Source organism: Globicatella sp. HMSC072A10, assembly GCF_001811625.1.
GTDB classification, from domain to species: domain Bacteria; phylum Bacillota; class Bacilli; order Lactobacillales; family Aerococcaceae; genus Globicatella; species Globicatella sanguinis.
This window is the reverse complement of record NZ_KV805655.1, coordinates 1-7,883: the sequence shown is the minus strand read 5'-3', so window position 1 is coordinate 7,883 and position 7,883 is coordinate 1. Positions and strand designations below refer to the sequence as shown.

At 34.3% G+C, this 7,883-nt stretch carries 7 protein-coding genes; all 7 read right to left on the bottom strand.

What is annotated here, in order from left to right:
* Nucleotides 1–103: 103 nt before the first annotated feature.
* The 7 genes from HMPREF2811_RS02890 to HMPREF2811_RS02860 all read right to left on the bottom strand — a co-directional run bounded on the left by HMPREF2811_RS02890 (nt 104) and on the right by HMPREF2811_RS02860 (nt 7,654).
* Nucleotides 104–1,777, bottom strand: coding sequence for a sensor histidine kinase (locus tag HMPREF2811_RS02890; protein ID WP_071408024.1), 1,674 nt, complete (start codon nt 1,775–1,777; stop codon nt 104–106).
* Nucleotides 1,752–2,525, bottom strand: a complete 774-nt coding sequence (locus tag HMPREF2811_RS02885; protein WP_071408023.1) for a response regulator transcription factor — start codon at nt 2,523–2,525, stop codon at nt 1,752–1,754. Before HMPREF2811_RS02885 ends, HMPREF2811_RS02890 begins: the two co-directional genes overlap by 26 nt.
* Nucleotides 2,526–2,531: 6 nt before the next feature.
* Entirely contained in the window at nt 2,532–3,713 is a 1,182-nt protein-coding gene (gene msrAB, locus HMPREF2811_RS02880; protein ID WP_071408022.1) for a bifunctional peptide-methionine (S)-S-oxide reductase MsrA/peptide-methionine (R)-S-oxide reductase MsrB, read from the bottom strand.
* A gap of 12 nt (nt 3,714–3,725) precedes the next feature.
* Entirely contained in the window at nt 3,726–4,628 is a 903-nt protein-coding gene (locus tag HMPREF2811_RS02875) for a redoxin family protein (RefSeq protein WP_246829800.1), read from the bottom strand.
* Between the two features lie 20 nt (nt 4,629–4,648).
* Nucleotides 4,649–5,365: a cytochrome c biogenesis CcdA family protein gene (locus HMPREF2811_RS02870; RefSeq protein WP_071408021.1), complete on the bottom strand. Its 717-nt coding sequence runs from the start codon at nt 5,363–5,365 to the stop codon at nt 4,649–4,651.
* A gap of 494 nt (nt 5,366–5,859) precedes the next feature.
* A complete protein-coding gene (locus tag HMPREF2811_RS02865) occupies nt 5,860–6,810 on the bottom strand; it encodes a hypothetical protein (RefSeq protein WP_071408020.1) in 951 nt (316 codons plus the stop codon).
* 4 nt (nt 6,811–6,814) lie between these two features.
* The gene (locus HMPREF2811_RS02860) at nt 6,815–7,654 is read right to left on the bottom strand and encodes a hypothetical protein (protein ID WP_071408019.1); all 840 of its coding nucleotides are present in this window, start codon (nt 7,652–7,654) and stop codon (nt 6,815–6,817) included.
* Nucleotides 7,655–7,883: the final 229 nt, after the last annotated feature.

The following is a 7,883-nucleotide window of genomic DNA, read 5'->3' as shown; positions in this document are numbered from 1 at the left end:
TGTGATACGTACCTGGTTATTCGGCGTTTACTTTCGTTGCTTAGCCTTTCAAGAACATCATTCAGCTAATTAAAAAGTCGTGCCTAAATGTTCGAATACTTTCCTATAAACTCAATCGATATTCCACTACAGTGAGAGCGTCTTGTCGATACATTTTGATACCGTATTGGTCGCCACAGAGAATCTTAATTCTCTGTTCCACATTCTTCATTCCGATGCCACCCAGTTTTGTTTTGATCCGATTTTGCTTGTCTCTTTCAAAGTCTACCCCATTATTTGCTACTTTAATGACCAAGTCTTCATTCTCAATATAAGAAGTAATTTTGATGAATGATTTTGTTTTTTTAGGCTTGATGCCATGATAAATGGCATTTTCTACAATGGGTTGCAATATTAATTTAGGGACCATTATTTCAGGTGTATGTTGCTCGAGTTCCAATAGGTATTCAAACTTATCGTCATAGCGAACTTTTTGGATGTCCATATAATTTTGAACATGTTCTATTTCTTTGGCTAAAGGGATGAAATCTTGATTAATACTCAAGGTACTTCTTAAAATCATCCCTAGCGCTTTCGTAACCTCAATTGCTTTTTCATTTTCACCAAATTCGATGAGCCAAAGTATCGTGTCTAAAGTATTATAAATAAAGTGTGGATTGATTTGGCTCTGCAAAGCTTTCAACTCAAAGTTTCTTTTCGCATTTTCTTTTTCTTCGATATTTTTGGTCAGCATTTTAATCCGTTCTAATAATAAATTATACTCTTTTTTCAAAGTATGAATTTCAATCGAATCGCTGTCTTCAATCTCTATCTTTGAAAATCTCTCATCGACCTTTTTCATTTCTTCAGCTAAATTTGTAATTGGCTTACTAATCCATTGAGAAATAAGGATGGATAAAGCCACCGTTAAGATTAAGATAATCACAGACCAAGTCACTGTATTTTCAATTAATTTCTTTTGAAGCTCATCAATTTGCTCGGTTGAAGCCACACCTACTAGTAACCAATCGGTATTGGGGATGTAAACATGCGCTCCAACAAACCCTTTATCTAAGGATTTCATTCTGTTATTAATCAGTTGTAAATATTTATCTTGTTCTACCAATGAGCTGGTATCCATCTGATTGGAGTCGAATAATAGTTTTTCTTCTGAAGTGGTAATAAAAGTATACCCTTTTTCACCAAAATTAATCGCTGATACATAATCTTCAATCAATTTATAGGACAAATCAATCACCACATACCCTAGCACTTCCTTATCTTTGACAATCTGATGACTAATGGATATAACGCGCTCGGTTTTATTCATTGAAAATCCTTTGTGATTTTCCGTTGTGACCATGGCCATGTTATTTGATTTTTGGAGGTTTTGATACCATTCCAAATCATTCATATTATCCGACAATTCAAAATCGATGGCAGAGGATGAAATCAAATTACCACTCTTTGAGATAACAAATATCCTCTTAATCAATTGGTCATTTTGTTCGATTAAATCAATAATGTTTTGAATTGAATCGCTACTGGACTGATCTAAATTTTCAATTTCTGGTGTCATGGCTAATACACTTGAAATACCTTTTATTTTTTCTAAATAAGAGGAAATATAAGTGCTAGCATTTTTTAATTGCTGCTCTGTTTGTTGGTACTTGCTGTCTTTTAAGATAGTGACAGAATAAGTGTAATGGCGATACGACAAAATCGTTACCAATAATATGGAAATCACGAAGAAATAAATGCTTATTTTCGTGCTAAATTTTCTCAGTTGATTTTTCATCGGTTAATCCTTGCTTAAACTGCTTTGGCGTTATATTGTAATATTTCTTAAATTTGGTCAAAAAATAATTCACATCTTCAATTCCTATCGTTTTAGCTATTTCATAATTTTTCATATCCGTTGAAAGAAGCAAAATTTTCGCCTTTTCCATTCGCTTCTTATTGATATAATCTTGAAAAGGAATACCATAGATCTTTTTAACTAGCACACTTAAATAGTTGCTGTTATAGCCAATATCTTCGGCCATTTTATTCAAGGAAAGCTCGATATTAAATAAGTTTTCTTCAATATATTCCTTAATTAGCTTATTTTCCTCATCAAATTCGATCGTTTCAGTTTGCTCTATATTTTTTATGGATTGTTCTTTTCTTAGATGATCAATTTGAACGATCGCATTTTTCAAAATATATTCAATGTCTTTTTTAGAAATAGGCTTTAATAGATACTCATCAACTTTTGCTCGAATGGCTGTTTGTGCATATTCAAAGTAATCATATCCGGTCAGAATAATCAGATAGACATTAGGATTATTTTCTTTAATTATTTTTGCAGCGGTTAATCCATCCATTTCAGGCATATTGATATCCATCAAAACAATATCAGGTTGATGCGTATTAGCCAAGTCTATGGCTTCTTGTCCTTCTTCAGCTTCTAAAACTTCCGTAATATTGAGCTTGTCATAGTTAACTAATTTTTTTATACCTTTTCTGATGATTGATTCATCATCTGCAATTAATAATTTATACATATTTACCTACTTTATTAAATGTGTTAAATAGCCATATCCTTCTTGTTCCATCTCTTCTAGAGGAACAAAGCGAATGGAAGCACTATTGATACAATATCTTAATCCACCTAGTTCCTTTGGTCCGTCCTCAAATACATGACCTAAGTGCGAATTTCCTGAGCGACTTCTCACTTCTGTTCTCTTCATATTATAACTTAAATCCGTATGATAAGTCACGACCTCTTTGGCTATCGGTTTTGAGAAAGATGGCCAACCACAACCAGAGTCGAATTTATCGGTTGAACTAAATAAAGGTTCCCCGGTTGCAACATCGACATAGATACCTTTAGCCTCATTATCCCAATATTCATTTGAAAAGGCATGTTCAGTATCATTTTCTTGTGTAACCTTATATTGAACGTCTGTTAATTTCTTCTTTAGCTCTTCATCTGATGGTTTTGGATATTTCGATTGATCAATGATTACTTCATTGGCTTTTGAAATATCGATATGACAATAGCCATTAGGATTTTTCTTTAAGTAATCTTGATGGTATTCTTCCGCTTCATAAAAATTATCTAATTTTTCAACTTCTACCACGATTTTGTCTTCATATTTTGCTTGTTCTTTGTTCAATCGCTCTCCAATTATTTTTCTTTCACTTTCATCCGTGTAATAGACACCCGATCTGTATTGAACACCACGGTCATTTCCCTGTCTATTCACACTGGTAGGGTCTACCACTAATAGATAATAGTCTAGAATTTGTTCCAATGAAATTTTTGTTGGGTCATAGTCTACTTTTACTGTTTCTGCATGTCCGGAATTTTTATAGGAAACATCCTCATAAGTTGGATTTTCTGTATCACCATTGGCATAACCACTTACTACATCAGCCACTCCATATACTTTTTCTAAATAGGCTTCTACTCCCCAGAAACAGCCACCAGCTAAATAGATTGTTTTTAATTCAGCTTTTGAATAGTCTACTACATCATTTGGATTTTCATCCGCTGATTTCTTTTGTTGTTGGGTGATAATTTCATCGATTTTCTTGCTTGTATCGTCATTTTTCATCTCGTTATTAGGCATCTCCTTATTGGTCATTGCACTGTTTGACGGCTCATTATTAGTTGTATTCGCTTTGACGGTATATGCTGTAACTAATAAAGTCACTGCCAATACCATTAGTAACAGTATTTTTTTCATTTTTACCCCTCCCTACTGAACTTCTTTATAAATTTGATCTAATGTCTCTTTATTTAATTGTCCTGGAGCCACTTTTACTAAAACACCATCTGAACCTACAATCACATTGGTCGGTGTTGAGCGAATGCCGTAATCTTCAATGAATTTGCCTGATTCATCTACTAAAACTTTTATATTTTTATAGTTTAAGCTCTTAAACCATTTGATAAAATCTTCTTTATTCTTTTCACCATTATGACCCGGTGAAACGACCGTTACAATTTCATAATCTTCTGAAGTTTTTGAAAGCTCATCTATTTCTGATAAGCCAGCTAAACAAATCGGACACCATGAAGCCCAATATTTTATATATACTTTCTTACCTTTTTGGTCACTTAATTTATACATATTGCCGTCTATATCGGGTAAGTTGAAATCTGGTGCTAATTCACCTTGGTTCATTTTTTCGCTAGTCATGTTGTCATCCATTTCTTCTGATTTTGTTTCGTCCATTTTGTCTATGGCACTATCCATCATTGACTCCTTTTCGCCCATGTTGTCTGAGGTGCTATCCATCATGTCTTCGGATTCGGTCTCGCCCATCTCATCTGATGCGTCATCCATCATGTCTTTTGATTCACTTCCGGCCATGTTGTCATCCATTTCTTCTGATTTTGTTTCGTCCATTTTGTCTGTGGCACTATCCATCATTGATTCCGTTTCGCCCATGTCATCGTCCATTGATTCTGATTCCATTTCATCCATGTCATTTGATTCGTCATCCATCATTTTAGTTGATTCCATCTGATCCATTTTCGTCTCCATTTTTGTCGTTTCGTCGTCGTTCATTCCTTCATTCTTTGCCTGATTGCCTGGTTCACAAGCACTTAATACGACTGACATTGCCACTAATCCAAATAATAATCTCTTATTCATAATTTTTTCCTCCTTGTTTACTAGTTAAATAAGTTGTTAAAAAACGCGGTTAAATTTGGTAACTGATTGCTCATTAGCACAATTCCCATTAAAGCAACTAAAAATCCTCCGATACGTTTTATGGTGACTAAATGTTTCTTTAGTTGTTCGAAATGATTCATCAATGCACTTGAAGCGATGGCCATTATTAAAAAGGGAATCATTAAGCCGATTGAATAAACCAACATTAAGAATGCACCATAAAATTGTTGACCACTGCTGGCAGAAGTTATTAAGACGGCTGCTAAGATAGGGCCGACGCAAGGGGTCCAACCTAAACTAAATGATACACCCATTAAATAGGCTCCCAATGCTTTTGGCTTATTATGATTAAACTGAATACCATTGAATTGATTTATTTTTTCAAATTGAATTAAATCCATTTGATGAATCCCCAATAAAAACACTAGGAATCCGGCAATCGTCAATAACCATCGATTGATTAATAATTTTCCAATAATTCCTGCCCCAAAGCCTAAAATAACGAAACTCGTTGAAAGCCCCAGCACAAATGCCATGGTCTTGATAATGGCTCCTTTATTAATCTCTAGCTTTCCGATTGTCATTTTATTATATTCTCCTGCTTTATCTGTCAACAGCCCAATGTATACCGGCATTAACGGAAATGTACACGGTGCAAAAAATGAGAGAAAACCAGCAATAAACACAGAGCTCATCAACAATTCATTTTGTACCATGATTATGCGCCTCCTTGAAATATTTATTTATATATTTATTATAAGGGAATTCTCTTAACCAGATAATCGAAAATAAAGTTCAAAAACTTGAAAATCATTAGGTACACCATAATATTAGTCTAGTCTAGATGCATTAGCCGCCTAACCTGGAATCACAAAGATACGCTTGATTTTTATACAAACGTGCTTGTCTCATTTTCACTTAATGCCGTCTTCCTTTGGTATTTCGACTCTTTTCACTGAGTAAGTTTTGCATTTGCGATGGATGTTCTGTCGTTTGATATCCTGCCCGTTTGCTCGAATGGACGGTTCGATTTCATCCACTGTTATACTCTTTTATCCACTATACGCACTGTCGTATTTTTTCTTATAACCTATAAATCCAAGGGCTCAATTTGCAAATAATAAAGATATGATATCAATATAAAAAAGAAGCCACTGAACGTAGCTTCCCATAAATTCAATTTGAATAGATCTTACCAACTCTACTGTGCTCACTCCGACTGAGATGGTTTGACCATAAAGATATCCGTATCTCTCGGTAAGTAGATAACCTCCGCTTCGCCTTTCTTCAATTCATGTAAATCAGTCAGAGGAATGATTTGTTTAAACCTCTTATTTAATAAGTCTCCTTTATCATTTAAAAAATGAACATCAAAACGCACTTGAGGTTGTTCATTAATATAAGTTCCAGTTTGAGAAAAGTTAACAATTTCTCCTTGCGTTGTCTTACCATATAATAAAAGTTCGCCAAAATTTTTATTAGAACGAAATGATTGAAGCGGGTAGAATGTGGTAATAATATCTTGGCTACCAAATGTTTTTAATAGGAAATTTATAATGAAAATACCCAAAACGGGTGCCCACAACCACGGCGAAAATGGGTTTAGAAAACGCCAACCGAATCCATCACTCTGCAAATAATAGGAAACAAGGAAAAAGCCAACCATATAAAGAAGATTAAAAATCAACCAAAACCAAATCCAAGGTCGAGGCGGTGTCTCATATTCTCCTTTCCCGGCGGTAAAGGGAGGTTCAAAACTATTTTGATTTAATTTTATGGTAATTTCTTTTCCAGGATCGAACCTTTTTTCATGTTCCTTAGTATCCACAAGTTGAATATAAGTCTTGACTTGACTGCCCACTAAATTCGTAAAGCTCAGCAGTATTTTTTTGGAAGGTTCATCGTCTATCAGTCCATCATGTTCCGACGCTAAGACTTCCGCTTGCACCGCCTTTCCGCTTCGTTGGACCCTTTTATGTTGCCTCGCTTGTTTTCTAGGTATCGTGATAAACTTTGAAATCATGTAAGTTTGTACTAACCAAAGAATCACACCCAATACTAAAAGTGCGGTAGCGGCATAAGGTGTTGTCCGAATAACGGGTATGGTAAGAAAAAATATAGGAAAAATGTACATAAAAAACAAGATTATAATGATGAACATCCCATCATTCCCTCTCTTTCTCGATTAGATTACCCTTTGCATCAAATGTTAAATTGTAGTCTTCTCTAACACCCTTCACTTCAGCTTTAAAAACTAAATCGTCATCACGCCAATGTGTACTGATCATGTTTATTCCAAGTTGACTATTCATCGTATTGAACTCTCTGTAATCTCCTATTTCTTTCAAGATTTCAATGCCGACATTCCTAATCTTGTTATAATTATCAAAATCAATATCTGATAACAAAATCGCTCCTTCCATAGGATCAACATCTGCACTCAATTTTTCTGGTGAGACTGTCCATGAGCCAATTCCTGAGTTAAAATAATACAAATCTACATATTTAGGGTTGTCAGGATTCACAATGTATATATAGATACTACTATCATGAAGTCTAAATCGAGCCTCATAAATATAGAAATCTCTCGTACCTACTAGATCAAATAACTCATCCATCACTTCATCTCGTTTATCCGGATTTAATATGAAGTTATTCTCGTCATATTTTTTAACAATTTCGATGACTTCTTCTTCTGATAGATAACGTTGAATGCCATTCTCCGAAAGATACCTATGAAAATATGAATTGAGTTCAATAGAAAATTCAAAACCTATTTTATCTTCTGCATCGCTAATAATGTCTAATATAAATACGGGGTCATTACTTTCATCAAAGAAGAAATCCTTAACAGTGTCTAAAAATTTTTGATCCTCTGTTTCCTCTACATTTAGCTTTTGGGGCTGCGTAGCGAATGTTTCTTCTACTGCTTTTTCAATAGTCTGACAAGAAGTCAACAGTGTCATAAGTCCTATCACTATTCCGACCATTAATTTTCTATTCATTTTTTCGCTCCTTGATTTTTACATTTTACGCAAGTCCAGGCCATACATCATTATTCTATTAAATAAATAGACTTTCCTGCTTCTTCCAATTCAGTTTAATGTCCTTTTCGAAAATCAATTTGCCAACCTATTTAGCTTCATTTTATCATCTCCAAGCGGATTTAGAAATTTTTTTGAACTATGCGTAATTTTTAGAGTCTTGGATAGTAAAATTAAGCTAGAAAAATAA

Excerpts from the sequence above, each read along its gene's own strand:
- HMPREF2811_RS02890 (WP_071408024.1), bottom strand. The coding sequence starts at position 1,777 with ATGAAAAATCAACTGAGAAAATTTAGCACGAAAATAAGCATTTATTTC.
- HMPREF2811_RS02860 (WP_071408019.1), bottom strand. The coding sequence starts at position 7,654 with ATGAATAGAAAATTAATGGTCGGAATAGTGATAGGACTTATGACACTG.
- HMPREF2811_RS02875 (WP_246829800.1), bottom strand. The coding sequence starts at position 4,628 with ATGAATAAGAGATTATTATTTGGATTAGTGGCAATGTCAGTCGTATTA.
- msrAB (WP_071408022.1), bottom strand. The coding sequence starts at position 3,713 with ATGAAAAAAATACTGTTACTAATGGTATTGGCAGTGACTTTATTAGTT.
- HMPREF2811_RS02885 (WP_071408023.1), bottom strand. The coding sequence starts at position 2,525 with ATGTATAAATTATTAATTGCAGATGATGAATCAATCATCAGAAAAGGT.
- HMPREF2811_RS02865 (WP_071408020.1), bottom strand. The coding sequence starts at position 6,810 with ATGTTCATCATTATAATCTTGTTTTTTATGTACATTTTTCCTATATTT.
- HMPREF2811_RS02870 (WP_071408021.1), bottom strand. The coding sequence starts at position 5,365 with ATGGTACAAAATGAATTGTTGATGAGCTCTGTGTTTATTGCTGGTTTT.